The following is a 26,970-nucleotide window of genomic DNA, read 5'->3' as shown; positions in this document are numbered from 1 at the left end:
CCGCAACGAGAGAGCACGCGGCCCATCAGGGGCACCTCCGGGCAGGGGAACGGCTTGCCGAAACGGGTCAGCCTTCTCCTGAGTCGCCCCGTTTCGACGGAGTCTTCCGGTCGTGGTTGCGGTGTACCGACCAGGACTCGACGGACCTGGGGCTGGTTTTGCTCGCGAGTGCCGGGTTCTGGCTCACGAAGTGTGGTGCCGCCCGCGCACGCTAGCTCCTTCGAAGCACTTCGTCCCAAATGTTTCCGCCTTCGGCCCAAGTCCAGAGCCATCTGCGCAGCGACGAGGTCACGTGAGTGACGCCGTCTTCGGGTTGCTGCCCGTCGTCCCAGCCGTCGGAGTCGTAGAGAAGGACCGGATTGTCTGGGTCGGTGAGTGATACGTACCAGTACATGGTGCAGCCACCGGGTGTGAGTTCGAACCAGGAGGCGGGTAGGACCCCGCTCTTATGGCTGCGCTGGTAGATGCGGACGGCGGACGGCCAGACGATGCCTTCAGGGTCACGGTTGCCGTCGGTCAGGCAGGCGAATCCGCGAGCGTCCGGACCGAATCCACCGTTGGCGACCTCGGTGTAGAGGCGTCTAAGGAGTTCCGGCAAATGTAGCCCTACCGTCCGTTCAGCATCCTCCACCTCGGCTGCAGTGACCGGTGGAAAGAGAGTCGCGTGCAGCTTTCTGGTAGTAGTCGACCGCCTCGGCTGACCCGGCCGGAAAATAGATCATGCCGTTGCTGTCAAAGCCCAGGCTGCGCTCGCGGGCGAGATCGACATGCTCCTTGCCGTACCGATGCACCACCCAGTCGGCTGGGACGGGAGCCTCGTCGAAGCGCCACGCGGGGTCGTAGGCGCGCGTCCGCAGCTTCTCGATCAGCAGGTCGTCCGCTGATGGGTTGTCTTGCACGCGACATGATCGCATATGTACTTCCGGTTGGATGACGACAATCAGGAGCCCAGGAGTACGCGCTGACGAAGCAGGTCGAAGCTGGCTCGCCCGTACATTTGCCTTTTGAACATCTTTAAAGTTACTTGGAATCACGCTGAGGGCTGAACCACTGGTCGTGGGCGTTGCCGAGGGCTGGCACCCATGTTGATCCCGGTGATGATCATCGAGGAGAAGTGGCCGGTCCTGGCCCGACACGAGCGTGCGGCCGAGTGGCTGCGGGTGTGGACGGATCTGGGTCGTGCTGCTCGGACGATCGACGCGTATGCCCGAGGCCTGGCCGAGTCGGCGGTTCGCAGCGCGGGCTGGTGCCGAGGCTGACGAAGCGGCCGTGGATCCCGGCCGAGCCGCAATGGCTGGCCTTGCTGGCAGCGTTCCGCGACGAGCCGGTCCGGAACCGGCTGATGCTCGCGTTGGCGGATGACGCGGCGCTGCCCCGCGAGGAGTTGTGCTCGCTGCGCACCGATGATCTCGATCCGGGACGGCGGATGCTGCGGGTGCGTCAACAACGACCAAGCCGCCGTCGACCGCCTCCTGCAACGCCTCGCCGATGTCGCCACCCCAGCCGGTCCCACACCACGGCAGCTCAACAGCCCACCCGCAGCAGTACTGCTGCCGATCATCGACGTCCGGCACGGCGGCGATAGGTTACCGACGTGACACTCGATGACTTCTGGGACCTCATCCACCGGTCCGCAGCTGAGTTGAACGGGCACGACCGGGCGGCATAACAGCATCCAAATCGCTGGTCAGGCCGTTGGCGAAGCTGGTAATGCCGGGCAATCCAGCTTGCTGGGCCGCGGCGATCCAGTCGCCGAGCCGGTCGCCGTGCAGGCTGGTCAGCATCTGGGCGAACGAGCGCACCAGGTCCGCGGCGGTGTTCAGCTCTGGGGAGTGTTCGCCAGCGAGATCTCATTGCTGTCGATGTTGGTGAGTTTCGGCGCCACGGGTCCGGCTGCGCCTGCCGCGCCTACCGCCGAAGAGAGATCCGCTTACGCATGGTGACGAGCCGCGGAAAGTGCGGCGGCCGCTCGGCCTCAGCCGCGAGCCGCGGCGGGCGTCGTGTCGACGGCCCGGGCAACCACGATTTCGTCGTCCTCGGTGTCACCGGTGGGGCGGAATCCGGCCTCGGTGTACAGCCGGGCGGCCGCGGTGTTGTTCGGGTGGTAGGAGAGCCGGATCTCTCGGGCGCCGGGCAGGCCGCTCAGCAGCCGGATTGTCGCCTGCAGGGCTGCACGACCCACGCCTTTGCCTTGCTCGACCGCGTCGATCAGCATGCCGCCGATCCAGTGCGTTCCGTCGTCGCTGTCGTGCGCCCACATCACGTGACCGACGACGGCGCCGTCGGCTTGGATGGCGAGCGAGTGCCATAAGCCGCCGCGCATGGAGAGCAGGAGGTACCGGGCGCCGAGCGCGGCGACGAATCGGCGTTGCTCGTCGTGGGGTGCCACGTCTGCGACTGCGCGCCAGTTGTCGTCTGAGACCTCAGACAGGGATATGGCGCGGCCGGTCCGGTCCTGCGGCAGGTTGGTCAAGGTCTCGTCCCTCGGTAGGTGCCGATCAGATCCATGGGTCAATCTACGGCCAGTGACTCAAGGAGACGGCGCCGCGGCGCTGCGGATCCTCCATGACCAGCTTGGCCGGCTGTTCCACGACCAGCAGTCGTCCACCGCTGCGCCAGTCCGTGCTCCTACTGGTCCGCACGGCGAGAACGGACAGAAATAAGTGGCAGAACCCATCGCCGAGACAACGTCGGCTGGCACGACGGACACACCTCAATGACAACGGACAGCCGCACCCGTCATCAGGGCGCGAAGCTCTGCGGTGATCAGCGGTTCGTCACGCTGAAGTGCATGTAGTCCTTCAGGCTTCGCCACTGGCCGCCCCAGAAGTAGCCGTTCGCGGTGAAAGCCCGCGCCGCGCCCTCCGCGTGGACCATGCCGATCAGGTAGCGGTTGCGGTTGAGCCAGTAGCTGCCGCCGGCCGGGGAGACCGCGCCGCCGCGGATCATCGGGTTCTGCAGCGGGTTGATGTCGATCGCGGTGCCGAAGGCGTGTTCCGACCAGACGTCCGTGCCGCCGACCGGGCGGCAGTAGTACCCGGCGGTGACGATGGCCATGTTGGTCTCGCCGGGCATGTTCACCGCCATCGGGGCCATCGCCATGATGCGGTAGCGCCGGCGGAACAGCGTGAAGAAGATCTGCTGCACGCGCTCGGCGACGTCGCGGTGCACGACGATGCTGCCGTCGTGGTAGGCGCCCTGCAGGTCGATGTAGGACACCCAGACCTTGCGCAGCATGGCCGGCGGGACCGGGCACTTCAGCAACGGGTTCCAGCCGACCATCGCGGGCGTGACCAGCTCGATCCGGGAGCGCCAGGCCGGCAGCGGCGCGAGCGGAGGCGTCAGGCGCAGGGTCTCGTCGACGTGCACCGGGTACGGCGGGACGATCTGGTTCCAGCGGCCGATGTCGGCGGCGCTCAGGCCGAAGTCCCGGGCGATGCTCACCATGGTCTCGCCGGGCGCGACCACGTGCCAGACGGCCCCGGCGGCGACCGCCGGCCGTGCCGGCAGCACGGAAACCGCGACGATGATGGCGGGCAGCACGAACGCGAGAACTCTTCGCAGCACGGTTACCGACCGTACGAACCGATTGCCCCCGTCGCTGCGGAAACGCGAAACTGATCCGGATATTTCCCGGCCGCGCCGCAGGTCAGCGCGCCGGCTGGGACAGCGGACGACCCGGGCCGTACGTGGTGCCGGCCCGGTCGCGCTCGAGCCACCCGGTCTCGACCAGCATGCGGCGGACGCCGGCCACGTCGTCGGTGACCGCGGTCAGGCGGCGGTTGATCTCGTCCTCGGTGTGCAGGCCGTCGAGGGCCAGGAAGCGGGCGAACAACTCGCCGATCTGCTGGTACCGGTCGCTCAGCGTGGGCGGCAGCGCGGTCAACCGGCCATGGGCGAAGAAGCCCTTCAGGTTCGGGTACTCCGCCAGCAGCGGGGTGATCGGCTGCATGCGGTCGACCGCCCGCACGGCCTGGCGCACGGCGTCGAGGTCGGCCCGGTAGACGCCGTTGCCGGTGCCGGTGGCCAGACCCGCGCCGGTCAGCCGGGCGCACGCCTCGCCGGCCTGCTGCACCGGCACGTCGAGGGCGTAGGCCAGCTCGGCCAGCGTCGCGCCCTCCTTGCCGCGTTTGACCAGCTCGGCGAAGGCCGCGAGGCGCTGGGGCGCGGACAGCTGGGCCAGGATCTCGGCGGCACGGGCCGCGTCGGCCGACGGCGAAACGGACATGCCGCCACCCTAAGCACGGGCGGCGGCACGTCGCGACTCGATTTTCCGCCGGTCGATGAAGGGCAGGCGCGCGTTCGCGGCCGGGGCGGGGGGAGCCGCCCCGATCGCTTTTCCATAGGGGATCAGTTCGTGAAGACCGCCGGGCTGCCCTCGGCAGACGTATCCGCCACCGGCGCGTACGTGGCGGTGAAGAACCCGGAGCCGGGACAGGTGATCGGGCCGGACGTCTTGGTGAACGCCTGGTCGGTGAAGGTGATCGAGTTGTCGGCGTTGGACGCGGCGCCGGTGATCGAGCCGTTGGTGGCCTGGTAGACGCAGGTCACCGAGCCGAGGATGGTGCCGAGCGACAGGGTCGTCCGGATCGGCGCGGTGTCGGTGCCGCTGACCGTGACCGCGCCGGTGGCGCTGTCCACCGTGGTGCCGAACGGCAGGTTGTTCACGGTCACGCCGTTCACCCGGGTCACGCCGAAGATGTTGGCGGTGCACGAGGCGAACGTGTGGCCGGTCGTCGACTCGGTGGCCACGCCGGGCGCGACCGGGTTGTCGGTGACCGTGGCGGTGAAGGCCGACTCGGCGCACTTGACGCCGGTCGTGCCGCCGGACGCGGTGGTGAAGTCGGCCGTGGTGCCGGCCGCCACCGAGGCGTTCAGCACGTCACCGGCGACCACGTTGCTGCCGTCGGCGCCGGCCGCGCCGGTGGTGAGCACCGCCGCCGGGTCGTCGGCCCGGGCCGGCGAGGCCACCAGGGCCAGCGCCAGGGCCGCCACGGCCGCGATCGGGACGGTTCTGGGCACACGCATGGGAGTTCCTCCCTGCCTTTCGAGGACGGGACGCCCCGGTGGGCCGCCTGCGGGGGGATGCGAGGACGTCCACCGGAATTTACGTCGACCATTAGGCAATCAATGCCGTCGATGTATATGCCCGGCCGCTCACGCCCGTCAACCCGGCGCCACCCCATCTTTTCACGCCGTGAAATCCCTGGTAGCAATCCCTTGACCGAATGGATACCGAGCGGTAACTTCGGTCCGCCACATAGACGCGCGACATATTGCGGCACATTGTTTGCGAGCTACAACGCCATTCTCGCGCATTGTTCCCGGCCCACAATTGAAGGAGTGGAACGGATGACCACACCGGACAATGTCCCCGCCGGCGGCGTCCGCTGGAAGCGCTTCGGCGGCATGCTCGCCCTCACCGGGGCGGTGACCGCCGGGCTGGTCGCCCTCACCGCGAGCGGCGTGCTCGCGGCGAACTTCTCGATCTCCGGCATGCCGTTCACGGTCACCGCGACCAAGCTGCACGGCGAGGGCTTCGAGCAGTTCGCCACGCTCGACCAGATGATCCCGGACAGTCCCAACCAGGGCGACACCGGCGGCCAGATGGTGCTGATCGTGTCGGCGATCGACCGGGCCGAGCTGACCAGGCTGTGCCAGAGCGTGTCGCTCGGGGGCATCAACCTGAAGATCACCGCGGGCGACGCCGGCACCGACGTCTCGGCCCGGGCCCTGGTCGTCGACTCCGACCTGATCTCCGGCGACGCCGACTTCCAGCGGATCAACGTCGGCCAGGACGCCAGCACCTTCGACAAGGTGACCGACCCGGCCACCGGCAAGGTGATCAAGGGCGGCGAGGGCGTCTTCGGCCAGCAGGCCGACACCGTCGACATCGCCAACCTGCGGCAGAACAACTACGCCACCACCGCGGCCCGCTTCACCCTGCCGCACCTGCGGATGGCCTTCACCGGCGACGGCTGCTGATGAGGCCGCGGTCGGCCTTCTGGCGCTGGCGGCACGCCCGTCCCTTCTGGGGCGGGCTGCTGGTGTTCCTCGGCGGACTCGAGATCTTCCTGACCGTCCGGGCGCCGCTGCCGGTCGTCGTGCACGTCGGCATGCAGGGGTTCATCGGCTACCTGCTGCCGATCGTGCTCGGCCTGCTCGGGGTCCTGCTGGTGTTCAACCCGGCGCAGCGGCTGTTCTACTCGCTGCTGGCGGCCGTGCTCGCGCTCGCCTCGTGGATCACCTCGAACCTGGGCGGCTTCGTCTTCGGCATGCTGCTGGCGCTGGTCGGCGCGGCGCTCGCGTTCGCGTGGTCGCCGGACAAATATCGGCCGGCGGCCGAGGAGCCATCGCCCGGGGAACCCCCGGCGGAGGGTCAGGAGGCAGAGGGGCCACCCGGGGTCCAGCCGGAGACGTCGCAGAGCCGGCCGCGCCACAGGCGGACCTCGTCGGGCTTGCTGTCCGGCGAGTAGATCCGCGTGTTGCGCAGGTGGATGTACTTCGTCGGGGCCAGCAACGCGCTCATCTGGCGGTGGGTCACCTCACCGCCGATGTCGCGCATCCGGATGGCGTCGTGGGCGAGGTCGGACTGCTCCTTCATGTGCTCGGCCATGCCGGTGTAGAAGGCGTCGGCGTAGTCGTTCATCTCGCTCACCTCGGCGAACCACTGCCATTGCGGGATCAGGTCGCCGCTGACGAGCAGGCCCTGCACGGTCAGGCTGAGCGGCACGCCCGGATCCACCGGTTTGGTCAGCCGGTCCATCTGGGCCACGTACATGCCCAGCACGCTGTCGGGCTCGCTCCAGTCCGACCGGCCGGCCAGCGAGTCGAGCATCGGATCGGACACCGCGCACCCCCGTGGTCAGGCTCCTCGTGCCGACTCTAGACAGCAGCACGGGCGCCGGAGGGGGAAACGGGCTTATCGGTGCAGGTGGTGGCGCCAGTCAGCGGGAACGGCGCCGGCCGGGCCGGGCGCCGGCTGGTCCTCGGGGTGGCTTTCGGCCGGCGCCAGCCGGGGGCCGTCGCTCGCCTGCTCGGTCGAGTAGTCCCAGAACCAGTCCTCGCCCGGCTCGAAGGACTGGATGATCGGGTGGCCGGTGGCCCGCCAGTGCGCGGTGGCGTGCTGCGCCGGGGAGCTGTCGCAGCAGCCGATGTGCCCGCACTGCGCGCAGCGGCGCAGGTGGAACCACCAGCCGCCGTCGTCGAGGCACTCGACGCAGCCGGTGCCGGACGGGGGTACGGAGGGCTGAATCGGATCGCTCGTCACGACGATGAAGATAACAACCCACGCGTACGTGTCACGCGGCTGTCGCCTCGGTCACGTCCGCGAACCGGCCGCCCAGCGCGGCGACCGCCGCGTCGGCGGACACCCGCAGGCCCACGCCCCGCTCCCCGGCGCCGAGGCTGATCGTGCGGCCGCGGCTCGTCTCGTCGGCGATCACCGGCCACGGGCGGGCCGAGCCGAACGGGGTGATGGTGCCGCGCTCGTAGCCGGTCGCCTCCTTGGCGGTGGCGGCGTCGGGCAGCGAGAGGCGGTTGACCCCGAGCAGGGCGCGCAGCTTGGGCCAGGAGATCTGGCGGTCGCCCGGGACCAGCACGAAGACGTAGTCGCCGGCGGCGCGGCGCACCACGATCGTCTTGACCAGGTCGTGCACCGGCACGCCCTGCGCGGCCGCGGCCTCGGCGGCGCTGCGCACCGGCCCGTGGGTCACGATTTTGTGATCGACGCCCAGCGCGATGGCGGCCGTCTCGGCGGGTCCCGGCATGAGAGCGACAGTAACGTGGGGTCCGGAGACCTTTTCAAGGAGGCGTCATGGCTGACAGGCCCGTGCTGTACCCGGGACCGGACCATCCGATCACCGTCACTCCGAGCGGGAAGCACGTCGTGGTGACCGTGGCCGGCAAGGTGGTGGCCGACACCCGGGCGGCGCTGACCCTGCAGGAGTCGACCTATCCGGCGGTGCAGTACGTCCCGCTCGCCGATGTCGACACGTCGCTGCTCGAGCCGACCGCGACGACGAGCTACTGCCCGTACAAGGGCGACGCGAGCTACTACTCGATCCCGGCTGGCGGCTCGAAGTCGGTCGACGCGATCTGGGAGTACAAGCAGCCGCGCGAGGCGGTGGCGCAGATCAAGGAGCACATCGCGTTCTACCCGGACCGGGTCGACTCGATCGAGATCACCGACTGACGCCGCGGGCGAGCTGCCCGCTGGTGAGCCGGGCCGCGATCGCCGGCCCGCGCCGGCGGTGCCGCAGCAGGGCGCTCGCGTCCCGGGCCACGCCCCGCACCGGGCCCAGCCGGTCCCGCACGGCCAGCCGTGCCCGCGCGACCCGGTCGGCCGGTGTGGGCGCGGCCCCGGTCAGGGCCGAGTAACCGAACAGGGCCAGCCGATTGCCGAAGACCGCCTCGCACCGTTCGATCTCGGCCGCGCTGAGGCGCTGCTGCCAGCTGCGCACGCGCGTGGTGGTGACGCTCTGACGCGTACGTGTGTGCCAGGTCTTGTAATCGGGGACCGCGACCGCCGCGACCTCCTGGGGCCGCGTCATGGCCGGGTCGTACTCCTCGCCGAGGAAACGGCACAGCGCCCGCAGGTGCTCCTCCGGCTCCTCGACCAGGTCCTCGTAGCGCACCAGGTGATACGTGTCGGGGCCGTACCGCCGGGCGGCCCGCAGCGACGCGTCGGCCGCCCGCGCCCACGAGTCGACCAGGGTGCCGAAGTCGGCCGGGGCCCACGGCGCCTCCTTGAGCGAGGCCACGCAGTCCCGGCCGTCGCGCATGATGGTGACGATCTGCGCGTCCGGGAACAGGCGCAGCAGCTCGGGCAGATGGCGCAGGTAAGCGGGGCGCTTGTCGCCCCAGCGGGGCTTGCCGAAACGCTCGGCGTAGAGGCGGAAGACGGTGCCGATCGCCGAGCCGAGGGTGGGCGGCGCGCCGATCACCGCGTCGATCACCTGCTGCTCGGCCAGGCCGAGATCGGCGAACTGCGGGGTGGAGACGAACCATCGGGCCAGGTCGCGGCGGTGGGCCGGGTCGCGCAGGTCGCCGAACTCGTGGCGGCGCTGGTAGGCCGGCAGGACGAAGCGGTTCTCGGGCGGCAGCGCGATCCGCGGATGCGCGTGCAGCATGAGCTGCAACATCGTCGTCCCCGAGCGGGGACACCCGACCACGAAAATCGGACGATCCGTAGGCATGGCGCCACCTTAACGGATAAATCCGGACAGACCGGATTACGACGCGGGCCCGCCCGCCGCGACCTCCGCTCGCAGGCGGCTCAGCAGCTCCGGATCGGCCTCGTACGGCGTGTAGAACGAGAGCCGGTCGATCAGCCCGTCGAAGCGTTCCCGCAGCCCGCGCGCCACGTCGCCGGAGACCGCGCCGGAGACCGCGAAGGTGTCCAGCACCTCGTCGGTGATCAGAGCGGCCATCTCGGCCCAGGCCTGCCGCCGTGACAGCTGGTTGAGCCGATCGGCGAGCGCGCCCCAGCCGTGCAGCTCCAGCACCGGCCGGTACGCCGGCGTCGAGCCGTAGAACGCGATCTGCGCCCGGACCGCCTGCTCGGCCCTCGACCGCGCCTTCTCGTCCGCGCCGGCCACCACGAACGCCGACAGGCCGACGCCGAATCCCGCCAGGTCGCCCCGCGCCGAGCGCAGGATCGGCAGGGTGCGCTCGCGCAGGTAGGCCGGGCTGGTCAGCGGGTGCACGAGCAGCCCGTCCGCCGCCGTGCCGGCCACCGCGGTCATCCGCTCCCCCACCGCGGCGAGCAGGATCGGCGGGTTGCCGTGCGGGTTGGGCCCGGGGTTGAAGAAGTCGGTCATCAGCGTGTGCCGGTAGAACTCGCCCCGGAACGCGAGCCGCTCCCCGGTACGCCAGCTCTCCCAGATCGCCCGGACCGCCGCCACGAACTCGGCCATCCGCGCCGCCGGCCGGCCCCACGGCATCGCGAACCGCCGCTCGATGTGCGCCTGCACCTGCGACCCGAGGCCCAGCTGGAACCGCCCCGCGGAGATCAGCTGCAGGTCGTTGGCCAGCACCGCCAGGCTCATCGGGTTGCGCGCGAACGCCACCGCGATCCCGGACTGCAGCGTGATCGTCCGGGTGGCCCGGGCCGCGAGGGTGAGCGCGGTGAACACGTCGTGCCTGCTCTCGGCCGCCCCGAACCCGTCGTAGCCGTCCCGCTCGGCCCGGGCCGCCGCCGCTTCCACCTCGAGCGGCGAGGCCTCGACACCCGCCGCGAAATCAACCAGCATCGCCAAGTCCTACCATGGCGCATGACCGATTTCGCGTTGCGCCCGGTGGGGCGCGTCGAATCCACGCTCGTGGCCCTGGACGAGGCGCCCCGTCAGCCCGACGAGGGCGCCCCGGACGCCTGGCTGGTCTTCGACGACGCCGTGGCGCCCGCGCTGGACGGGCTCGCCCCCGGCTCGGACGTGCTGGTGTTGACCTGGCTCGACCGCGCCGACCGGCAGACCCTGGCTGTGCACCCGCGCGACGACCTCGCCCGGCCGCTGACCGGCGTGTTCGCCACCCGTTCCGCCGACCGCCCCAACCCGATCGGCCTGCACCAGGTGCGCGTGCTGGCGGTCGACGGCGCCCGGGTGCACGTCCGCGAGCTCGAGGCCGTCGACGGCACCCCGGTCCTCGACCTCAAGCCGGTGCTGACCCCGCGGCGCTGACCCGGCCAGGCCAGGCCCGGCGCGGCCGCGCTCAGCGGCGGCCGGTGAGGATCGCCCGCCGCGCGCGGAACGCGAGCACCGACCCGATCGACATGGCCGACAGGATCGACCCCACGCACAGGAACGACCCCACGGAACCCACCGAACCGAACGATCCGATGGAGCCGATCGACAACGTGGACCCGGTGGAGCCGACGGACAGGATGGAGCCCTTGGACCACAGGCTCAGGATCGAGCCCTCGGACTTGTAGGACAGGATCGACCGCTGGTCGTTCATGGACTCACCCTATGCGGCTCTCGCCCGGGCGTCGCGGGTGAGCCCCGTCCTTAACGTGCGCTAAGGTAGGACCCGGCTCCTCGACCAGGCAGCCACTTCTCGCGCCGCGCCGACCCCGCGCCTCGCGCCTCTGCCTGTTCACACCCCTTGCCCCGGAGCCCGCATGCTTGCCGTCCACACCCCGCCGCCCGCTCAGCGCCTCGCCGGCGTCGCCAGCTCGCCCGTCCGCGACCTCCTCGCGCTCATCGACCGCCCCGAGGTGATCTCGTTCGCCGGCGGCCTGCCCGCGCCCGAGCTGTTCGACCTCGACGGCCTGCGCGCCGCCTTCGACCGCGTGCTCGCCGCCGGCGACGGCCGCCGCCACCTGCAGTACGCGCCCACCGAGGGCAACCCCGACCTGCGCGCGCTGGTCGCCGCCCGGATGACCGCCCGCGGCCTGCCCACCGGCGCCGGCGACCTGCTGGTCACCACCGGCTCGCAGCAGGGGCTCACGCTGATCGCGGCCGCCCTGCTCGACCCGGGCGCGGTGGTCGCCGTCGAGGAGCCCACCTATCTGGCCGCCCTGCAGTGCTTCCAGCTGGCCGGCTGCCGGGTCGTCCCGGTGCCGGCCGGCGGCCTCGAGCGAGTGCTGCGCGAGCACCGGCCGAAGCTGCTGTACCTGGTGCCGAACTTCGCCAACCCGACCGGCCGCACGCTCAGCCGGGAGCAGCGCGCGGAGATCGCCGAACTGACCGCCGCGCACGGCGTCTGGGTGGTGGAGGACGACCCGTACGGCGAGCTGCGCTACCGCGGCGAACCGGTCCCCGCGCTGGCCGCCCAGCCCGGCGCGGAGCACGTCCTGCACCTCGGCAGCTTCTCCAAGATCGCCGCGCCGGGCCTGCGGCTGGGCTGGGTGCGCACGCCGGCCGCCCTGCGCCCGGCGCTGACGGTGGCGAAACAGGCCGCCGACCTGCACACCTCGACCATCGATCAGGCGGCCGCCGCCGATTGGCTCGCCCACACCGATCTCGACGCGCACATCAAGAACCTCATTGACGCGTACGCGGAAAGGCGCAACGCCATGATGGCCGCCATGCCCGGCGCGGCCCCCGCCGGCAGCACCTGGACCGATCCGGACGGCGGCATGTTCACCTGGCTGCGGCTGCCCGGCCCGGCCGACACCGCGGCGCTGCTGCCGGCCGCCCTCGCCGTCGACGTCGCGTTCGTGCCCGGCGCGCCCTTCTACGCCGGCCGCGCCGACCCGGCCACGATGCGGCTGTCGTTCACCACGCACACCCCCGGCGAGATCACCGAGGGCATGCGGCGGCTCGCCCCGGTGCTCAGGACACCTGCTGCCTGATCCACGGCAGGCAGGCCTTGTCGAGCGTCGCGAACGGCACCCCGTACGCGTCCTGCGACGCCTGATCGAGGGAGTTGTCCTCGGTCAGCACCAGCCGCACGAACGTGAACAGCTTCGTCTCGCCGTACTTGTGGGCCATGCAGTCCACCGCCAGGTGACTCAGCCCGTAGAACGCGTCGCCGGCCCGCGCCGGGGCTTTCGGTCCCGGCCGGGCCGGCACCATCGACTTCGGCGCGGCCCGGTCGAGCTGCCACCGCACGCTGTACCGGCGCAGGCTCTTCGCCGCCGCCTTCGGCCGCCACCCGATGTACTCGGCGATGCCCTCGCTGAGCCAGGTGTCCTCGACCGCGTCCATCTGGTACGCGCCGGTCAGCGTCACCACGTGCCCGAGCTCGTGCTGCACCGTGGTCGCCAGGGTCAGCGCGTCGTCCATCTCGGACATCCGGACGATCACGTCGATGCCGCGCTTGTTCAGCGGCACCGCCAGCCCGATCGCCCACCGGTCGTTCTCCCCGCCGTACCAGCTCTTCCACTGCTTCTCCGCGGCCAGGAAGATCCGGTACCGCCGCTGCGGCGTGCCGTTGAGCGCCGCGTACCGGTCGGCGACGCCGGCCGCCTTCTCCGCCACCGGCAGCACAGTTCGCAGGTACTTCGCGTGCCCCTTGTCCGCCGCCACCGTCACCCGCGCGCCCTGCGCGAAGACCAGGTCGCCGCTCTCCCACGGCGTGGGCTGGTGGAAGTCCGGCTGCGGCGAGACCGCCAGCCCGCTGATCACGTACTTGCCCGCCACCGGCTTGAGCGTGAGCTTCTGCGAGATCCGCGGCGCCTTCTCCCACTCCGTCGCCGGAGTCCGGGGGCACATCTCCTCGCTGAAGCAATAGACCAGATCGGTGCGGAGAGCCACGGCGGTGGCGTCGCCCTTCACCGGTTGCCCCACGCCCGGCTCGTAATCGACGCGCAGCACCCCGAGCCCGCGCAGATTCCGGAAAATCGAGCGATACTTCCCGCGCAGCTTCCCATCCACGGCGGCGAGCCAGGCGCTCTCGTCCCCGCGCGTCAGGGCGTCGGCCTGCGCGTCCAGCACCGCCACCGCCTGGTCGTAGGGCGTCGTCGGCGCGGCCGGATCCGACGCGGCCGGGGCGCTGGGTGCCGCGATTGCCGCGGCTTCCGGGCCGGAGTCCGGCTTCCAGACCACAAAACCCCCGACGAGTACGGCGAGAGCACCGCCCGCCGCGACAAGCACCCGCCCACGCCGCCGGCGGCCCCGGCTCGAGACCTGCGGCTCGACGGCCGCCGCGGCGGGCTCGGCCGGCGCGGGCTCGACCGGGGCGTCCTCGACCGGGGCGGACCCCACGACCGCCAGCTCCACGGGCGCTTGCCCGGCCTCCACGGACGCTTGCCCGGCCCCCACCGGCGCTTGCCCGGCCCCCACCGGCTCGCTGGGCTCGCGGTGTGCGGGCTCCGATGCGGCGGGCGGGCCGTCGTGGGCGGGCACGCGCTGGGGCGGAATCGGGGTCGGGGTCGAGAGTTCGGGCCCCTCGTGCATGGCGTACTCCTCGGAAAGCGGCCCAGGCGGCGCGGGCGTCTGATCTAAGCAGGTTCGCCGAGGTGCCGAGAACCCGCGTCGATCGATGTCCGCGACGCGGCCGCCACAAGAGGATCCGCGGTCCGCCTACCTGTCGCCGGGCGCGGGGCTCCGGAGGAACTCGCGGCAGCCCCGCAGGCGAGTCGTCAGCACCCGGCCGGCCAGGTCGATGATCAGCCGGAGGTCGACCGGGGCGGTGAAACCGGCGGGCACCGGACCGTGCGGGATCAGCGCCGGGTCGAGGCCGTCCCGCTCGGCCACCAGCACGCCGAGGTCGTAGCGGCTGATCGGGTCGGCGCCGGCCACGTTGAGCACGCCCGCGTGGCCGTTGGTGGCCAGCTCGATCAGCGCGTCGGCGAGGTCGTCGACGTGGATCGGCTTGCGGATCTGATCGGTGAAGAGCATGCCCTCGGCCCGCCCGGCGATCAGGTCGTGGGTGAGCTTCTCGTGCACGCCCCGGCCGTACCCGAGAATCAGCGACGTCCGCACGACGGCCGCCGCCGGATCGATGGCCTTGACCGCGGTCTCGGCCGCCGCTTTCGCGGCGCCGTAGCGATAGATCGGGTCCGGCAGGGCGCTTTCGTCGTAGTGCACGTCGCGGCCGGAGAGCACGGCCTCCGTCGAGACGTGTACGAGACGAGCACCGGCCCGCGCCGCCGCCAGCGCGACATGGGCGGACCCGTCGGCGATGGTCGGCCAGTCCTCCCGGCCGGCCGCGGTGTGCACGACGACGTCCGGCTTGACCTTGCGGACCAGCCCGTCCACGGCGTCACGATCGCGGACGTCGAGGGCCTCCCCGCCGGCCACCGGGTTGCTGAAGTACGTCCCCACGACGTCCCAGCCGGCGGCGGCCGCGCGCCGGGCGGTGACGCCGCCGAGGTGCCCACTCACGCCGGTGATCAGCATCCGCATGCCGGCTCCGCCGCTGCCGGTCCCACTCGCGCCGGCCGTGCTCGCGCCCGCCGCACCCGGCCCGCTCACGCCGGCCGCACCCGCGCCCGCCTCGCCCGCGCCTGCCTCGCCCGCGTGTGCTCTGCTCACGCCTGGGCACGTTACAGCGCGGGCCCGGCCACCAGGCGCATGGACCAGCGGCGGGATTGCTCGTCGTCGCACCCGTATTGGACGGCCACGGCGTTCTCGGCGGCGGCTCCCCCGGCGATGGTGAGGCATTTCCCGCTGCGGCCGTTCTCGATCAGGGTGTCGCCGACCGGCACGACGCTCAGCAGGAGGCCGGCCCCGGTCGGCGCGCGCAGCCGCCATTGGCGAACGGGATCGTCGGCGCAGCCGTACTGCGTCGCGAACCCGTTGTCGTCCCCGCTGTCCGCCGCGATCGCCAGGCACTTCCCGCTGTTGACGTTGATGACCTGGTAGAGGCCGGTGCCCGCGGCGCGCACGAAGCGCCAGCGGTAGGCGGCGTCCCGCCGGCACCCCTTCTGGACGAGGATGGCGTCGTCGGCCAGCCCGTCCGCGGTGACGGTCAGGCACTTGCGGCTGTGGAGATTGACCAGCTGGAAGCCGAGCTGAACGAGATCCCCGGGTGGGCGCTCCGGAAGCGCCTCGCCGTAGCCCGCCGCCGCGGACCCCGCCAGTGTCACTCCCACCACCGCCGACGCCAGCAGGCAACGCCCGGACGATCGCACCAGAAACACCCCCGCACACCCGAATCGGTTCCGCAGAAGCTAGCGGCTGTCGCCCGGTTTATCCGGTTATCGGCGGTAAGAGACATCGGCGGGTCGCGCGGCGGCACCGGCCGGGAAAGGCTGGGCGACCCCGCGATCGTGAGGCCGGCGAGCCCGGCCCGGCCAGATTGCTCGAGCCGGGCCGGGCCGTGCGGACCGATCCGGGCCGCGACAGCGTCGGGTCAGGTCGGCGTGAGGACAGATCAGCGTGGCAGGATCAGCTGCCCGTGTAGGCGGCGTAACCGCGATCGGCCATGCCGGCCGCCGCCGTGGGGTCCTCGCCGTCGGCGATGGCGGCCTCGGCCCAGGCGTCGGCGGCCAGGCGGTGGAAGAGCTTGCCCTCGTCGGAGGTCACCCAGGCCATCCACTCCTCCATCGTCGGGCGCGGCGCCGAGCGGTCGGACAGGTGGCGGGCCAGCCCGTACAGGCCGCCGTCCCAGCCCAGCCCGGTCGCGGTCGGGCCGAACTGCTCCCACCACTCGTCCTTGACGTGCGCCCAATGCTCCAGCTCGAAACGGGTACCGGAGCCCTCGGCGGTGAGCCGGACCTCGATCCAGCTCACCTCGCCGCCGTACTCCCAGGTCGCGGCGTAGCCGCGGGGTTTGTCGCAGGCGGTGACGGTGCCGCCGGCGTTGCCCTCGAGCTGGTAGTGGCCGCCCTCCTTGAGCTCGCCGGTGACCGGCAGGAACCAGCGCGCTATGCGCTCGGGCCTGGTGACGACCTCCCACAGGTCGTCGATGTCGGTGTCGTAGACCTGGCTGATCGTCGAGACGCGGGCCTCGCCCGCCTCCAGGGTGCGGCGGCCGAGCGTGCGGCGCACCGAGCTGATCTGCTGTTTGACGTCGATCATCGGGTTGTCCCCTCGTCGTTCAGACGGCGTTGTCTTTTGCCACGGGCGACCTCGGTGGCCATGGCGGCCAGCCGCGGCGCCCAGAATCGCCGGAACCGGCCCAGCCACTCGTCCGCCTCGCGCAGCGCGGTGTCGTCGACCGCGTAGAGGCGGCGGGCGCCGTCGGGGCGCACGGTGGCGAAGCCGTTGTCGCGCAACACCTTCAGGTGCTGCGAGACGGCCGGCTGGGAGATGCCGAACTCGGCCCGGATGACCTCGGTGACCTCACCCGAGGAGCGCTCGCCGTCGGCGAGCAGCTCGAGGATGCGGCGGCGCACGGGGTCGCCGAGCACGTCGAACGCATGCATGACGCGTACGGTATCAGATTGGGCTTATATAAGTCACACGTGAGATACGGCGTTCCGGATCGCCGCCGCCATGGTGCCGGTGGCGGTGGCCCGCAGCAGGTCGAGGTCGGCCTCGACGGCGCCCGTGGCCAGGGCGACCACCGCGTCGCCGTCATAGCGCGAATGCGCCGGGTGAATGGCGCGGGCATATCCGGTGTGGCCGCTCTGCGCGAGCAGGAAGCAGTCGGACTTGTCCAGCCGGGCGTCGGTGAGCAGCACGCCCACCGTCGTGTTCGCGAACGGCGACCGGACGGACGGGCCGGGCACAACCTCACTCGTCGAGCCGCCGCCGAAATCCGCCGGACCCCCGCCGAAGGCCGCCGGATCGCGACCGGAGACCGCCGGATCGCCGCCGAAGACCGGTGATCCGGCCGGCGAGAGCACATCGCCCCAGGCGTTCACCACCACCACGGCGGCCAGCGAGGCGGATCCCACCGACCCGTACGCCACCCCGAGCCCGCCGGGGTCGAGCCGCGACCGCCACTTCCCGGTGGTCGCCCCCGCGCCCGCTCCCACCGCCCCGGTCTCGAACGGCTCCCCGGCGAGCGCGGCCGACAGCGCCTTCGCCCCGTCCGCGGCGGACGGCGGAACCGCCCCCACCGACCCGTCGAAGATGGACATCCCCACCACGATGGGCACCGGCCCGAGCGGGGTCTCGAACCCCACCCCGCGATCGCGCAGCCCGCGCATCACCCCGTCCCCGGCGGCCAGCCCGAACGCCGACCCGCCCGAGAGCACGACCGCGTTGACGGCCGGGACCAGCCGCGTGGGCGCGAGCAGCTCGAACTCCCGGGTCGCCGGCGCGCCCCCGCGCACCTCCCCCGACCCGACCGTCCCGGGCGGCGGCACGATCACGGTCACCCCGGTTCCGTCTCCGGTCCAGTGCCCGGCGTACGTGGAAAGCAGCTGCGGCGTTGTCACCCTGCCATCTAATCTCAGCCGCGCAGCGGCTTGAGCGCCTCGGCCACCTTGACCAGCTCGTCCAGCATCGCGGTCGCGGCCGCCTCGGTGGTCTCCGACGGGTCGAAGCGGCCGTCGACGAGGTGGCTGTGCACGAACGGGATGTTCACCTGCTGCCCGATCGTGAAGAGGTTCAGCGCGTACGCGGCCGCGTGCAGCGCCATCGCCGACCGGGTGCCCGCCGACACGCCGCCATAGCTGACCACGCTGGCCGGCTTGTAGCGCCACTCGTGGTGCAGATAGTCGAGCGCGTTCTTGACCGCGGCGCCCAGCGAGAAGTTGTACTCCGGGATCACGAACACGATCGCGTCGGCCGCGGCGACCTTCTCGCTCCACCGCTTGGTGTGGTCGTGCTCGTACCGACTCAGCCGCGGGTGATGCGGCTCGTCGAGCAGCGGCAGGTTCTCCTCGGCCAGGTCGGCGACCGTCACCTGGAAGCCGCCGTGCGCCTTGGCGGCGTCGACGAACCACTGCGACACCGGCAGTCCGGCCCGGCCCGGGCGGGTGCTCGCGACTACTACCAGCAGATTGAGGTCACTCACGGTGGATCCGATCTCACGCGGGATATTTGCTTCATCAAACAATAGCCCTACGTCCGATGTTCCCCACGGTCGCGTCGCCCAGTCGCGGCCGCAGCGCCGCCGGCGGGTCGTGCCCCATCCCCGGACGACCTCCTGCGACGCACGCGGCACGGCCGACGGCGGCTCGCCGGCGCTCACCGTGCTCAGCGGATCGTCGGCGCCGCGGATCACGGGCCGAAGGTCAGCCGACCGACGGTTCTAGACGATGCCGTCCTGCACCGGATAGTGGATGACGACCGCACCACCGGTGGCGTAGTTGACGACGTCGGCGGCCACCTGCCGGCCTTGCGGAGACGCCCTCGACGCGCTCATTGCCGCGGCGTCGGCGAACTCGGCTTCGAAGACCGCGAAGTACGGCGCCTCCCCCTCCGTCGCTGCCACGTCGAAGCTGTAGCGCCAGGCGAGCAGGCCGGGCATCTGCCGGACCAGCGGGAGATGGTTGGTCACGTAGTAGTCGCGGAAGTGGTCGGGATCGGCGGGCTCGGGATACAGGACCAGCAGCTTGTGCATCAGAATCTCCGTTCGGCGAGGAGCGGCATGACCCCCGGAGATCTTGCCACGGAGGGGCGGGCCGGAGGTCGAACCAGGTCCTCGCGGCCATCGATGCGTGACTAGACTCCGCTGGTGCCGACTTCGTACCGGATGCTCGTGCTCCTGGAGTTCGCGCTCGCGGCGGTCACCTTTGTCGCGCTGCGTTTCATCACCGCGCCGTACGGTCGCCACCTGCGCGCGGGATGGGGCGCCACCGTGCCGGCGCGGGCCGGCTGGCTGGTGATGGAGAGCGTCTCGCCGCTGGTGTTCGCGGTCGTCTTCCGGTCCGGGCCGAGGCGGGCCGATCTGGTGGCGCTGGTGCTGTTCGCCATGTGGCAGAGCCACTATGTGTACCGCGCCTTCGTCTACCCGTTCCTGCTGCGCGGTGGCGGACGCATGCCGGTCGTGGTGATGCTGCTCGCCGTCGGGTTCAACGTCCTCAACGCCTCGATCAACGCCTATTGGATCGGCACGCTCGGGCAGTACCCGGTGGGCTGGCTGGCCGATCCGCGGTTTCTGATCGGCGTGACGCTCTTCGCGGGCGGCCTCGCGTTGCACGTGTGGGCCGACCGCAAACTCCGCCGGCTGCGGGCGTCCGGCGGCGGTTATCGAATTCCGTACGGCGGCGCGTACCGCTGGGTGTCCTGCCCGAACTATCTCGGCGAGATGGTGGAATGGACCGGCTGGGCGCTCGCCACCTGGTCGCCCGCCGGGCTCGCGTTCGCGGCCTACACGGTGGCGAATCTCGCGCCCCGGGCCGTCGACCACCACGCCTGGTACCACCGGCAGTTCCCCGAGTACCCGGCGGAGCGGCGCGCGCTGATCCCCTACGTCATATGACCGGGGACCGGGCGATCAGCGGATGGCGCGCAGCGTCCGGCGCCCGGCCAGGACCGCCACGCCGGACAGCACCGCGAACGCCAGCGCGGCCGTGGCGATCAGCCCGAGCGGGCGCGGCATGCCCGGGAACGGCAGCGCGGGCGGGTCGAGCCCGGCCAGCGGCAGCGCCCATCCGGTCAGCCACCACCCGAGCAGCGCGATCGCCATGCCGGCCAGGACGGCGCCACCGACCAGCACCGGGTACGTCCACAGCGTCGCCCGGCGCACCGCGGTCCGGGGCAGGCCCTGGGCGCGCAGCGCGGACAGGTCCTCGATGCGCCGCACCCGGTCGACCGCCGCCGCCAGCACCAGCGCGCCGGCCGCCAGGGCCAGCGCCAGGGCGCCCACCAGGACGTAGAACCACAGCGCCAGGGCCGGTCCCTGCTCGTCGAGCCGGGCGCGGACCTGGGTGGCCCGGGTGTCGCCGGTGACCACCAGGCCGGCCGAGCGCAGGCGATCGAGGACGTCGGCCGGCGCGCGGGGCGAGAGCCACACCTGCGCGGCGGTGCTGGGCGTCGCGTCGGTGGAGAGGCGGTCGACGTAGTCGAGGTCGGCCAGCACCGCCGGCGTGCCGACGCCGGGCACCGCCGGCAGCCGCAGCGCCGCGGCGATCGGCAGCGCCCGGCCGTCGAGACCCGGCACCGACGCGCTGGCCACATCGCCGGCGGTGGCCACCGGCAGCGGGCTCGGCACCCCGGACGGCTGGACGAAGACCCCGTGCGGCAGGCCGTTGAGCGACGTTATCTCGATGCCGAGCCCGGCCGGCCCGGCCGCCAGCCGCCCGCCGTCGGTGATCCGCCACCGGCCGGCCGCCCCGAGCACGCCGGGCCCGATGCCGACCGGCTCGCCACTCGCACCGGGATCGCCCCCGGCACCAGGGTCAGGGTCGCCACCGGCACCGGGATCCGCACCGGAGGCCGTCACCGCGTGGAAGGTCACCGTGCCGGTGACGTCCAGCGACCCCTCGCGCCCGTTGAGCTGCACCGCCTTGACCAGGCAGCCGGACGCGCAGGCCGGGACCTCCGCCGCGTACCCGTGCCGGCCCGCCCGCAACTCGCCCAGCTCGGCCTGCTCGTCGGCCGGCCCGGCCACCGGCGCGAGCACCACGGTGGCCAGCAGGGACTTGCCGATCGTCAGCTTCGCCGCGGTCACGTCGACGGTCAGCCGCGACCCGCGCACCGCCAGCGGCTCCCCGGCCGCCGGGTGCAGCGTCGCCGCGACCCGGGCCGGGTCGAAACCACCCCACTCGGCGATCGCCGCCGCCCGGGTGGTGTCCACCGCGATCCCGGCCGGCCGGCCGCGCTCGGCCGGAAGCGGGACGGCGGCCATCGCGTACGCGCCGGTCGGGTCGGCGGCGCGCACGGCGGCCAGCAGGCCCTGGCGACTGACCGGGCCCACCGCCACCACGCGGGCGGCGCCGATGCCGATGCCCGCCTCCAGCGAACGGCCCCGGGCGCCCACGTCGACGGCGCAGGCGGCGTACCCGATCACGGCGACCGCGGCCGTGAGCAAGGCGAACAAGCGCGCCCCACCCGGGCGCCGCGAGACCTGGAACGCGGCGAGCGCGGCGGCCAGGCGGCCGTCGCGCAGCCGGCGGCGGGCGAAGACCGTCGCCCACGGCAGCACCAGGCGGGCGGCGACCAGCGCGGCCGCGACCAGCACCAGACCGGTGGCGAAGGTGCCCACCCCGGTGAGCCCGCCGCCGGTGACGGCGAGCTGAGCGACCGCGACCGCCGCCAGCAGCACCACGACGGCCTCGGCGGCCACGGCGGTGCCCACCCGGGGCGCGGGCGGCACCCGGCGCAGCAGCTCGGTGACCGGACGACCCAGCTGGTGGCGCTCGGCCAGCAGCGCGGTGACGAGGGCGGCGGCCGCGGCGGCGGGCGCCCAGCGCAGCGCCTCGAGCCCGGGGTCGGCGCCCACGCCGGGGAAGCGCCCGGCGGCGAAGACGTCCACCAGCAGCTGGCCGGCGACGCAGCCGAGGATCGCGCCGGCCAGGATGGACACCAGGTTCTCGCCGGTGGCGAGCCACCAGCGCTGGCCCCGCCGGGCGCCACGCAGCGCCACCACCGCCAGCTCCGGGCGACGGCCCTCGGTGCCGTAACCGACGGCCAGATAGATCGTCAGGCAGGCGAGCAGCACCAGGCAGACGGCGAGGACCGGCACGATCCGGTGGGCGGCGTCGCGGCCGGCGTCGATCCGGCCGAGCAGGGTGGGGATGCCGCTGCGCAGCTCCAGGCCGGCACCGAGGCCGGCGACGCGCTGCCGCAGGGTGGCGAGGCCGTCCCGTACGGCGGGGAGGCGGTCGACCGCGAGCGCGCCGGGCGGGGCGGAGCCGTCGACGCTGAGCTCGATCGCGCCGTGGTCCATGGCAGCGATCGAGGCGTTGGTGACGAACGCCGGCTCGCCGCGCCGGCCGCCGGTGTCGGCGCCGAAGTAGCCGTGGGTGCCCCAGTACGGGTCGCCGGCGTCGGTGGGGCGGTAGACCCCGGCGATCAGGAACCGCTTCGGCCGGCCGTCCTCCGCGAAGATCCCCGCTTTGGGGAGCCAGACGGCGAAGACCGGGTGCACCTCGTCGCCGGGGGCGAGCTCGAGCCGGGCGGCGGTCTCGGCGCCGATGATCATGTCGGACTCGCCGATGAGGCAGCGGCCGGCCGTCATCGTGAGGTGGGCGCACACGTCCTGGCGGTGGACGACGCGGGTGCGGATGTGGTCGTCCGGCTCCATCCGGATCGCCGGGAATTCCGACGCGTACGTGTAATCGAAGCCGGGCAGGGTGAGCAGCGACGCGCCGGTCTTGCCCAGGTCGACGTCGGCGGCGACGACCTCGGGCCGGGAGCGGCCGGGACGGTGGTCGTGCTGGCGGGCGATCAGCGTGAGGCTGCGCGAGGCGGCGTCGGCGGTGCGCACCTCGCCGGCCGCGACGGCCCGGTCGGCGGCGCGCAGGTAGGCGGGCGCGGCCACGGCGGCGGCGACGCCGAACAGGGTGAGCAGGGCGAGCGTGACGGCCTGGCCGCGGCGGGTCCAGACCATCGCCAGGACGAGCGCGATCATCGGCTCCTCCGGCCGCGATCGCCGCCCGCCCCGGACGGCCCGCCGGCACGGCCGGAGCCGTCGCCCCGCCCGGACGACCCGCCGGCGCGGCGGGTCGCGAGGAGTCCGGCGGCGCCGAGGACGACGAGGCCGATGGCGGCGGCCGGCGCCAGCACGGCGGCAGTGAGCACGCCGGGCGGCTCGATCACCCGCCAGTTGTCGGGGAACGGCGTGGCGGTGACCGCGGCGACCGGGCGAGCGATCAGCGCGGCGAGCACGCCGCCGGCCACCCCGGTGAGCACGAGCGCGACGGTGCCGGCCCGGCCGGTGAAGGCGGCGGTGGCGCGGGACAGGCCCTGGGCGCGCAGGGCGGCGAGCATGGCCTGCCGGGGCTCCCTCTCGGCCTCGGCCGCGACGTCGATCATCGCGGCCGCGACGAGCAGCGCGATCGCGGTGGTGAGGATGGCGAACGGCGCGGTGACGAACCGGCCCTCGGCGCCGAGCGCGGCGGCGCGGGCGGCCGCGGTGCGATCGTCCACGATGGTCAGTCCGGCGGCGGTGAGCCGGTCGGCGACCGACCCGGGGGCGCCGGCGGCGAGCCAGACCTGGAAGGTGCCGCCGAGGTCCGCGTCGCCGGCCAGCCGGCGCGCGGCGTCCAGGTCGGTGAGCAGGCCGTGCCGGCCCAGCACGGGGAGCACTTGCGCTTGCGCGACGACGCGTACGGGGGTGGCGGTGGCCCCGAAGCGGCCGGACATGGCGTCGTCGAAGCGCCACTGCCCGGGCTTCTCCCCCGCCACCACGACGGGCAGCGGGACCGGCGCGTCCACCAGGCGCACCTCGGTGCCGGACCGGGAGTCGGCGGCCATGGTGAGCCCCCGGCTCGACGTGGCGACCCGCGGCGCCGGCCCGGTGTAGTCGGCGTGCCAGCGGCTCACGTCGGCGAGCCCGGCCGTGTCGAGCACGGTGGCGGCGGAGGCGCCGGCCACGGCGGAGGCGGCCGAGGCGACCGAGCGGACGGTGAGCCCGCCCGCGGCCGGGAACAGCTGCCAGCCGACGAACCGGCACCCGGGCGCGACCGCGCAGGCCGGCACGTCGGCGGTGGCCCGCTGGTCGCCGGCGCGCAGCCCGCGGAACTCCACGCGCAGGCCGGCGCCGGTGCCCTCGTGCTGCAGGATCGCGCCGAGCAGGGCCGGACCGCGGGCGTCGCGGGTGATCCGGACGGCGAGGGTACGGCCGGTGATCAGCGGCGGGCCGGCGGGCAGGCGGGCGCCGGCCACCGCGGCGGCGAGCGCGCCGGCCGGGCCCGACTCGGGCCAGCTCGTCACGGCCGCGAGCCGGGCCGAGTCGACGGCGAGCACCGGCGGGTCGGCGGCGGTGTCGACCACGACGGCCATCGCCTGGCGTCCGCCGGGGTCGGCCCGGCGGACCGCGTTCTGCAGCTGGGTGCGTGACTCGGCCCGGACCGTCAGCACCCGGGCCGCGCCCAGCTCGGCGTCGGCGCGGGCGATCCGCTCGGCCCGGTCGGCGATCAGGCCCCCGGCGGTGAGCGCGACCAGCGCGACCGCCACCACCAGCAGGGCCAGGACGCGGTCGGTGCCGGGCCGGCGGGACACCTGCACGGCGGCGAGGCCGGCCCGCACCCGCCCGGCCCGGATCGCGGCGCCGCCGGCCCGGTCGGTGACCCAGCGCAGCAGGCGGGCCAGCAGCAGGCCGACGGCGAGCGCGACCAGGGCCGGCGCGGCCACGCCGAGGCCGCTGGCGGGCCCGCCGGTGCGGGCCTGATAGACGGCGCCCGCGGCCAGCGCGAGCAGGGCGATGTCGACGAAGCGGGACCGCCAGTCGCGGCGCACGCCGGGGATCCGGCGCAGCAGGGCGGCCACGGGCGCGCGCTGGGCGATCGCGTCGATGCCGGCCAGCACGAGCAGCCCGCCCGCCGCCACCGCGAGAACCGCGCCGACGGCCATCAGCAGCGCGATCCACCACTCGGAGCGGACCGGCAGCGCGCCGGCGACCAGCCGGGCGGCGGCGATGCCGGCCGGGAGCCCGATCGCGGCGCCGATCAGCAGCGGCGGCACGTGCTGGCCGGCGGTCAGGCGCAGCAGGTTGCCGCGGGTGGCGCCGCGCAGCTTGAGCAGCCCGGCGTCGGCCCGGCGGTCGCCGCCGGTGAGCCGCCCGGCCAGGCCCAGCGCGAACCAGGCCAGCACCAGCAGCTGGACCAGGGCGACGAGGACCCCGGTGAGGACGGTGCGGCGGTCGGCGATGACCGCGTCGAACAGCTCGCCGGTCGGGTTGTCCAGGTCGAGCTGGGCGGCGGCGAAGCGCGGGCCGGCCGCGTTGAGCACGCCGTTGAGGTCGTAGAGGTGGTCGCCGCGCAGCAGCGGCAACGGCACCGGCAGCGACAGGGCCAGGGTGGGCCGGCGCAGCTGCGGCTGCCGGAACGTGGCGAGCGTGGTGAAGACCGGGTCGAGGTCGCCCTGGGACTTGAACAGCGGGTCGGTCCAGTAGTCGCCGACCAGCTCGTAGACGCCGACGACGCGGAGGTCGAGCCCGGTGACGGCGCCCTCCGGCCGTACCGGAATGGTGTCTCCGGGTTTGACGGCAAGACGGCGCGCGACGTCCGCGCTCACCGCGACGGACGACGGCTCCCGCGGGCAGTCGCCGGTGAGCCGGACGTGGGCGCAGAAGCCGTCGCGGTAGGCGATCGGCAGGCCCGAGGGGGCGTTGCCGTGACGGACGTCGATGTAGGTGGTGCCCTGGGCGAGACCCAGGACTGGCGTCGCGCCGGGAAGATCGAGCAAACCGTTGACGCGTACGACGAGAGCGTCGAGCGCCTTGCGGGGATCGCCCCCGGTCTCGGCCCCCGGCTGGTGGACCGTGACCACCCGCTCGGCGGCCGGCCGGGCCTGCACCTCGGCGCCGGCGGCCCGGGACGCGACGGTGAGGCCGTACCAGGGCGCGGAAGCGCCCGCGGCCGCCGCCAGCGCGGCCAGGAGGGTGAGCAGCGCGGTCTGCGCGGTACGACGTCGTACCGCGCCCCAGCTCACGAAGTACATCCGCACCGCTCCCCCGGGTCACCGCAGCCGCGCGGCCCGGGTGGTCAGGTAGCGCCGCCCGGGCAGGCTGGTCGTGCGGCCCGCCGCGGCAGCGTACAACTGCGCGGCCCGCCGCGTCGCCCGCCTGCTTGAACAGGTGCCGACACGAGGGCGGCGATCTCGACGCCCGCTGCCCGGTCTCCGCGGGTAGGACGAGGCCGATCTTCCGTCGCTCGACATCATCGCTTGGATTAAGTTCGTCGACATGAGTGTGCGCTTCGGAGTGTTCGTGCCGCAGGGCTGGAAGATGGACCTGAACGAGATCGACGACCCGGTCGAGCAGTATGAGGCGATGACCGCGGTCGCCAAGGCCGCCGACGCCGGCCCGTGGGACTCGATCTGGCTGTACGACCATTTCCACACCGTCCCCCAGCCGACCCTCAACACCACCTTCGAGTGCTGGACCGCCTCGGCGACGCTGGCCCGCGACACCACCCGCGTCAACATCGGCCAGATGGTCGGCTGCAACGGCTACCGGCAGCCGTCGCTCTACGCGAAGATCGCCTCCACGGTCGACGTGGCGAGTCACGGCCGGCTCTACGCCGGGCTCGGCGCCGGCTGGTACGAGCACGAGTGGCGGGCGTACGGCTACGAGTGGCCCGAGGTGCCGCAGCGGATGGGCGCCTTCCGCGAGGCGGTGGAGATCGTGCACAAGATGTGGACCGAGGACCGCCCGGTCTTCAAGGGCAAGCACTACCAGATCGACGGCCCGATCAACCAGCCGCGCCGCAAGCCGCAGTTCTGGCTCGGCGGCGGCGGCGGCGAGAAAGTGACGCTGAAGCTGGTCGCCAAGTACGCCGACGGCAGCAACGTCGGGAACGGGGACGCCGCCCTGATCCGGCAGAAGCTGGCCGTCCTGCGCGAGCACTGCGACACCGTGGGCCGCGATTACGCCACGATCGCGAAGTCCACCACGATCGAGGTCGACCCGTCGTGGCCCACCGCCCAGATCACGGACCGCGTCGAGCAGGTGGTCGAGGCCGGCTGCGACTACGTCATCTTCTACATCCGGCGGCTGGCCTACGACCACGAGCCGCTGCACCGCCTCGCCGCCGACCTCATCCCGCGGTTCGCTTGACGGGATCCGGCGCCCTCCGTC

Annotated in this window: 32 protein-coding genes; 8 read left to right on the top strand and 24 right to left on the bottom strand. The window is 73.0% G+C overall.

Going from position 1 to position 26,970, the window contains the following annotated elements; translation table 11 throughout:
* Positions 1-211: 211 nt before the first annotated feature.
* Together ACFQS1_RS12720 and ACFQS1_RS12715 are read right to left on the bottom strand one after the other, a co-directional pair.
* On the bottom strand, positions 212-631 hold the full coding sequence (locus ACFQS1_RS12720) for a hypothetical protein (RefSeq protein ID WP_378967289.1): 420 nt from the start codon (positions 629-631) through the stop codon (positions 212-214).
* Complete coding sequence (locus tag ACFQS1_RS12715) at positions 618-899, bottom strand: hypothetical protein (RefSeq protein ID WP_378967286.1); 282 nt, start codon at positions 897-899, stop codon at positions 618-620. The genes ACFQS1_RS12720 and ACFQS1_RS12715 overlap by 14 nt, the downstream gene beginning before the upstream one ends.
* A gap of 183 nt (positions 900-1,082) precedes the next feature.
* On the opposite strand from ACFQS1_RS12715, the gene ACFQS1_RS12710 reads away from it, so the two are divergent.
* Positions 1,083-1,259, top strand: coding sequence for a hypothetical protein (locus ACFQS1_RS12710; protein ID WP_378967284.1), 177 nt, complete (start codon positions 1,083-1,085; stop codon positions 1,257-1,259).
* 360 nt (positions 1,260-1,619) lie between these two features.
* Here the strand turns inward: ACFQS1_RS12710 and ACFQS1_RS12705 are convergent, their stop codons facing one another.
* The 6 genes from ACFQS1_RS12705 to ACFQS1_RS12680 form a co-directional block, all read right to left on the bottom strand.
* The gene (locus ACFQS1_RS12705; RefSeq protein WP_378967282.1) at positions 1,620-1,784 is read right to left on the bottom strand and encodes a hypothetical protein; all 165 of its coding nucleotides are present in this window, start codon (positions 1,782-1,784) and stop codon (positions 1,620-1,622) included.
* Positions 1,785-1,975: 191 nt separating this feature from the next.
* Positions 1,976-2,473, bottom strand: coding sequence for a GNAT family N-acetyltransferase (locus tag ACFQS1_RS12700; protein WP_378967279.1), 498 nt, complete (start codon positions 2,471-2,473; stop codon positions 1,976-1,978).
* A gap of 43 nt (positions 2,474-2,516) precedes the next feature.
* Positions 2,517-2,642 carry a hypothetical protein gene (locus tag ACFQS1_RS12695; RefSeq protein WP_378967277.1) on the bottom strand — a complete coding sequence of 42 codons (126 nt, stop codon included), beginning with the start codon at positions 2,640-2,642 and terminating at the stop codon, positions 2,517-2,519.
* 124 nt (positions 2,643-2,766) lie between these two features.
* On the bottom strand, positions 2,767-3,567 hold the full coding sequence (locus ACFQS1_RS12690) for a M15 family metallopeptidase (RefSeq protein WP_378967275.1): 801 nt from the start codon (positions 3,565-3,567) through the stop codon (positions 2,767-2,769).
* An 82-nt stretch (positions 3,568-3,649) separates the two neighbouring features.
* Positions 3,650-4,228: a DUF2087 domain-containing protein gene (locus tag ACFQS1_RS12685; RefSeq protein WP_378967273.1), complete on the bottom strand. Its 579-nt coding sequence runs from the start codon at positions 4,226-4,228 to the stop codon at positions 3,650-3,652.
* 122 nt (positions 4,229-4,350) lie between these two features.
* Positions 4,351-5,028: a Tat pathway signal sequence domain protein gene (locus tag ACFQS1_RS12680; protein ID WP_378967271.1), complete on the bottom strand. Its 678-nt coding sequence runs from the start codon at positions 5,026-5,028 to the stop codon at positions 4,351-4,353.
* A 324-nt stretch (positions 5,029-5,352) separates the two neighbouring features.
* Between ACFQS1_RS12680 and ACFQS1_RS12675 the strand changes: the two genes are divergently transcribed.
* Positions 5,353-5,985 (top strand): DUF6230 family protein, encoded by a 633-nt coding sequence (locus ACFQS1_RS12675; RefSeq protein ID WP_378967268.1) that lies wholly within the window; start codon positions 5,353-5,355, stop codon positions 5,983-5,985.
* On the top strand, positions 5,985-6,476 hold the full coding sequence (locus tag ACFQS1_RS12670; protein WP_378967266.1) for a DUF6114 domain-containing protein: 492 nt from the start codon (positions 5,985-5,987) through the stop codon (positions 6,474-6,476). The genes ACFQS1_RS12675 and ACFQS1_RS12670 overlap by 1 nt, the downstream gene beginning before the upstream one ends.
* Here ACFQS1_RS12670 and ACFQS1_RS12665 read toward each other — a convergent pair.
* The 3 genes from ACFQS1_RS12665 to ACFQS1_RS12655 form a co-directional block, all read right to left on the bottom strand.
* Entirely contained in the window at positions 6,380-6,850 is a 471-nt protein-coding gene (locus ACFQS1_RS12665) for a hypothetical protein (protein WP_378967264.1), read from the bottom strand. The two genes, ACFQS1_RS12670 and ACFQS1_RS12665, sit on opposite strands and share 97 nt — an antisense overlap.
* Before the next feature lie 72 nt (positions 6,851-6,922).
* A complete protein-coding gene (locus ACFQS1_RS12660) occupies positions 6,923-7,270 on the bottom strand; it encodes a UBP-type zinc finger domain-containing protein (RefSeq protein WP_378967262.1) in 348 nt (115 codons plus the stop codon).
* Between the two features lie 31 nt (positions 7,271-7,301).
* Entirely contained in the window at positions 7,302-7,769 is a 468-nt protein-coding gene (locus ACFQS1_RS12655) for an aminoacyl-tRNA deacylase (RefSeq protein WP_378967260.1), read from the bottom strand.
* 47 nt (positions 7,770-7,816) lie between these two features.
* Between ACFQS1_RS12655 and ACFQS1_RS12650 the strand changes: the two genes are divergently transcribed.
* Positions 7,817-8,194: a DUF427 domain-containing protein gene (locus ACFQS1_RS12650; RefSeq protein ID WP_378967257.1), complete on the top strand. Its 378-nt coding sequence runs from the start codon at positions 7,817-7,819 to the stop codon at positions 8,192-8,194.
* Here ACFQS1_RS12650 and ACFQS1_RS12645 read toward each other — a convergent pair.
* Both ACFQS1_RS12645 and ACFQS1_RS12640 read right to left on the bottom strand, forming a co-directional pair.
* Positions 8,184-9,197 carry a sulfotransferase family protein gene (locus tag ACFQS1_RS12645; RefSeq protein WP_378967255.1) on the bottom strand — a complete coding sequence of 338 codons (1,014 nt, stop codon included), beginning with the start codon at positions 9,195-9,197 and terminating at the stop codon, positions 8,184-8,186. The two genes, ACFQS1_RS12650 and ACFQS1_RS12645, sit on opposite strands and share 11 nt — an antisense overlap.
* Before the next feature lie 36 nt (positions 9,198-9,233).
* A complete protein-coding gene (locus ACFQS1_RS12640; protein ID WP_378967253.1) occupies positions 9,234-10,253 on the bottom strand; it encodes a TIGR03617 family F420-dependent LLM class oxidoreductase in 1,020 nt (339 codons plus the stop codon).
* Positions 10,254-10,274: 21 nt separating this feature from the next.
* Between ACFQS1_RS12640 and tsaA the strand changes: the two genes are divergently transcribed.
* Positions 10,275-10,679 carry a tRNA (N6-threonylcarbamoyladenosine(37)-N6)-methyltransferase TrmO gene (gene tsaA, locus ACFQS1_RS12635; protein ID WP_378967251.1) on the top strand — a complete coding sequence of 135 codons (405 nt, stop codon included), beginning with the start codon at positions 10,275-10,277 and terminating at the stop codon, positions 10,677-10,679.
* A gap of 31 nt (positions 10,680-10,710) precedes the next feature.
* Here tsaA and ACFQS1_RS12630 read toward each other — a convergent pair whose 3' ends face one another.
* The gene (locus tag ACFQS1_RS12630; protein ID WP_378967249.1) at positions 10,711-10,956 is read right to left on the bottom strand and encodes a hypothetical protein; all 246 of its coding nucleotides are present in this window, start codon (positions 10,954-10,956) and stop codon (positions 10,711-10,713) included.
* 163 nt (positions 10,957-11,119) lie between these two features.
* Here ACFQS1_RS12630 and ACFQS1_RS12625 point away from each other — a divergent pair, with 163 nt between their 5' ends.
* Positions 11,120-12,295, top strand: a complete 1,176-nt coding sequence (locus ACFQS1_RS12625) for an aminotransferase-like domain-containing protein (RefSeq protein WP_378967247.1) — start codon at positions 11,120-11,122, stop codon at positions 12,293-12,295.
* Here the strand turns inward: ACFQS1_RS12625 and ACFQS1_RS12620 are convergent.
* The 8 genes from ACFQS1_RS12620 to ACFQS1_RS12585 all read right to left on the bottom strand — a co-directional run bounded on the left by ACFQS1_RS12620 (position 12,276) and on the right by ACFQS1_RS12585 (position 18,846).
* On the bottom strand, positions 12,276-13,841 hold the full coding sequence (locus ACFQS1_RS12620; RefSeq protein ID WP_378967244.1) for a hypothetical protein: 1,566 nt from the start codon (positions 13,839-13,841) through the stop codon (positions 12,276-12,278). The two genes, ACFQS1_RS12625 and ACFQS1_RS12620, sit on opposite strands and share 20 nt — an antisense overlap.
* 126 nt (positions 13,842-13,967) lie before the next feature.
* On the bottom strand, positions 13,968-14,792 hold the full coding sequence (locus ACFQS1_RS12615) for a sugar nucleotide-binding protein (protein WP_378967718.1): 825 nt from the start codon (positions 14,790-14,792) through the stop codon (positions 13,968-13,970).
* Between the two features lie 140 nt (positions 14,793-14,932).
* A complete protein-coding gene (locus tag ACFQS1_RS12610) occupies positions 14,933-15,475 on the bottom strand; it encodes an RICIN domain-containing protein (protein ID WP_378967242.1) in 543 nt (180 codons plus the stop codon).
* A gap of 301 nt (positions 15,476-15,776) precedes the next feature.
* Complete coding sequence (locus ACFQS1_RS12605) at positions 15,777-16,409, bottom strand: SRPBCC family protein (RefSeq protein WP_378967240.1); 633 nt, start codon at positions 16,407-16,409, stop codon at positions 15,777-15,779.
* Entirely contained in the window at positions 16,406-16,756 is a 351-nt protein-coding gene (locus ACFQS1_RS12600) for an ArsR/SmtB family transcription factor (RefSeq protein ID WP_378967238.1), read from the bottom strand. The genes ACFQS1_RS12605 and ACFQS1_RS12600 overlap by 4 nt, the downstream gene beginning before the upstream one ends.
* Positions 16,757-16,789: 33 nt before the next feature.
* Entirely contained in the window at positions 16,790-17,716 is a 927-nt protein-coding gene (locus ACFQS1_RS12595) for a P1 family peptidase (RefSeq protein ID WP_378967236.1), read from the bottom strand.
* 14 nt (positions 17,717-17,730) lie between these two features.
* Positions 17,731-18,297, bottom strand: a complete 567-nt coding sequence (locus ACFQS1_RS12590) for an NADPH-dependent FMN reductase (RefSeq protein WP_378967234.1) — start codon at positions 18,295-18,297, stop codon at positions 17,731-17,733.
* Positions 18,298-18,534: 237 nt separating this feature from the next.
* Positions 18,535-18,846, bottom strand: coding sequence for an EthD family reductase (locus ACFQS1_RS12585; protein WP_378967231.1), 312 nt, complete (start codon positions 18,844-18,846; stop codon positions 18,535-18,537).
* Between the two features lie 114 nt (positions 18,847-18,960).
* On the opposite strand from ACFQS1_RS12585, the gene ACFQS1_RS12580 reads away from it, so the two are divergent.
* The gene (locus ACFQS1_RS12580; protein WP_378967229.1) at positions 18,961-19,707 is read left to right on the top strand and encodes a methyltransferase; all 747 of its coding nucleotides are present in this window, start codon (positions 18,961-18,963) and stop codon (positions 19,705-19,707) included.
* Positions 19,708-19,722: 15 nt separating this feature from the next.
* Here the strand turns inward: ACFQS1_RS12580 and ACFQS1_RS12575 are convergent, their stop codons facing one another.
* Together ACFQS1_RS12575 and ACFQS1_RS12570 are read right to left on the bottom strand one after the other, a co-directional pair.
* Positions 19,723-22,800, bottom strand: a complete 3,078-nt coding sequence (locus tag ACFQS1_RS12575) for an FtsX-like permease family protein (protein ID WP_378967227.1) — start codon at positions 22,798-22,800, stop codon at positions 19,723-19,725.
* A complete protein-coding gene (locus ACFQS1_RS12570) occupies positions 22,797-25,832 on the bottom strand; it encodes an FtsX-like permease family protein (RefSeq protein ID WP_378967225.1) in 3,036 nt (1,011 codons plus the stop codon). The genes ACFQS1_RS12575 and ACFQS1_RS12570 overlap by 4 nt, the downstream gene beginning before the upstream one ends.
* A gap of 244 nt (positions 25,833-26,076) precedes the next feature.
* Between ACFQS1_RS12570 and ACFQS1_RS12565 the strand changes: the two genes are divergently transcribed.
* Positions 26,077-26,949, top strand: a complete 873-nt coding sequence (locus ACFQS1_RS12565) for a TIGR03560 family F420-dependent LLM class oxidoreductase (protein WP_378967223.1) — start codon at positions 26,077-26,079, stop codon at positions 26,947-26,949.
* Positions 26,950-26,970: the final 21 nt, after the last annotated feature.

The sequence above is a fragment of the Paractinoplanes rhizophilus genome, assembly GCF_042664765.1.
GTDB lineage: Bacteria > Actinomycetota > Actinomycetes > Mycobacteriales > Micromonosporaceae > Actinoplanes > Actinoplanes rhizophilus.
Note: the sequence above shows the minus strand (reverse complement) of the source record. Positions and strands in the feature narration are given on the sequence as shown.